This window comes from Scytonema sp. PCC 10023, assembly GCF_963920835.1.
Lineage (GTDB): Bacteria > Cyanobacteriota > Cyanobacteriia > Cyanobacteriales > Nostocaceae > Kalymmatonema.
This window is the reverse complement of record NZ_CAWUDP010000320.1, coordinates 1-996: the sequence shown is the minus strand read 5'-3', so window position 1 is coordinate 996 and position 996 is coordinate 1. Positions and strand designations below refer to the sequence as shown.

Here is a 996-nt window from a genome sequence, read left to right as displayed (position 1 = left end):
TGAGGTAAGGAAAGCACTAGTAGTCAAGCTGGTTTATCAAGGCTACTTGTATGAAGAAATTCAGACAATTCTAGATGTGTCACTGGGTTCAATAACAGGTTGGAAACAAGCCTACGAGCGAGATGGAATAGATGGACTGCGCTTGAATCATAAGGGAAGGAAGAGCTACTTGAGTAGCGAACAACGAGAAAAGGTGTTGAGTTGGCTGCAAACAAAGGATTATTGGGAGCTTGGGGAACTGGAGTATAAACTAGCTTTCGAGCATGACGTGGTTTACGAGTCAAAACAAAGTTACTACGACTTGTTTGAAGCAGCAGGAATAAGCTGGAAGAAAACCACAAAATTAAACCCCAAACCAGACCCGGATGCTGTTGCAGCAAAAAAAAAGAGATTCAAACACTCTTGGCAAATCACCGCAGTGAAATTGAAACAGGAAAATTGAGAGTGCTGCTAATTGATCAATGTCATTTAATGTGGGGAGACTTAAGTGGTTATGTATGGGGAAAAACTGACCTGGAAATCGCGGTTCCAGTCGTGAATGAGCGAGATAAACAGACATATTACGGAGCGGTTGACTATCTCGAACGAGAATTACTGCTCAAAGCCTACGATGCCGGAAATTCAGAAAATACTATTGATTACCTGCGATATTTGTTAACTCAGTCCCCCAACCAGCGATTACTGATTTTTTGGGATGGTGCGAGTTACCACCGTTCCAAGGCAGTTCGAGGTTTTTTGGACGAGCTTAATCAAGGTCTGCCAACCGACCAATGGAAAATACACTGCGAACGCGAGTGCTCCTAATTGCCCAGAACAAAATCCTATAGAGGATATTTGGCTGCAAGCCAAAACATGGGTTCGACGTTTTTGTGCCTTGATTCCTTCATTTTCTCATTTGAAATGGATGTTTGAGTGGTTTATCCGACACACTACCTTTGATTTTGACACTCTTGCTATGTACGGAGTTTTTTCAAAAATCAAATAGGACTCCTATAT

At 42.1% G+C, this 996-nt stretch carries 1 pseudogene; it reads left to right on the top strand.

Features of this window, described 5'->3' with window-relative positions:
- A pseudogene (locus ACM0OZ_RS48975) lies at positions 1-985 on the top strand (IS630 family transposase); the annotation flags it as partial.
- Positions 986-996: the final 11 nt, after the last annotated feature.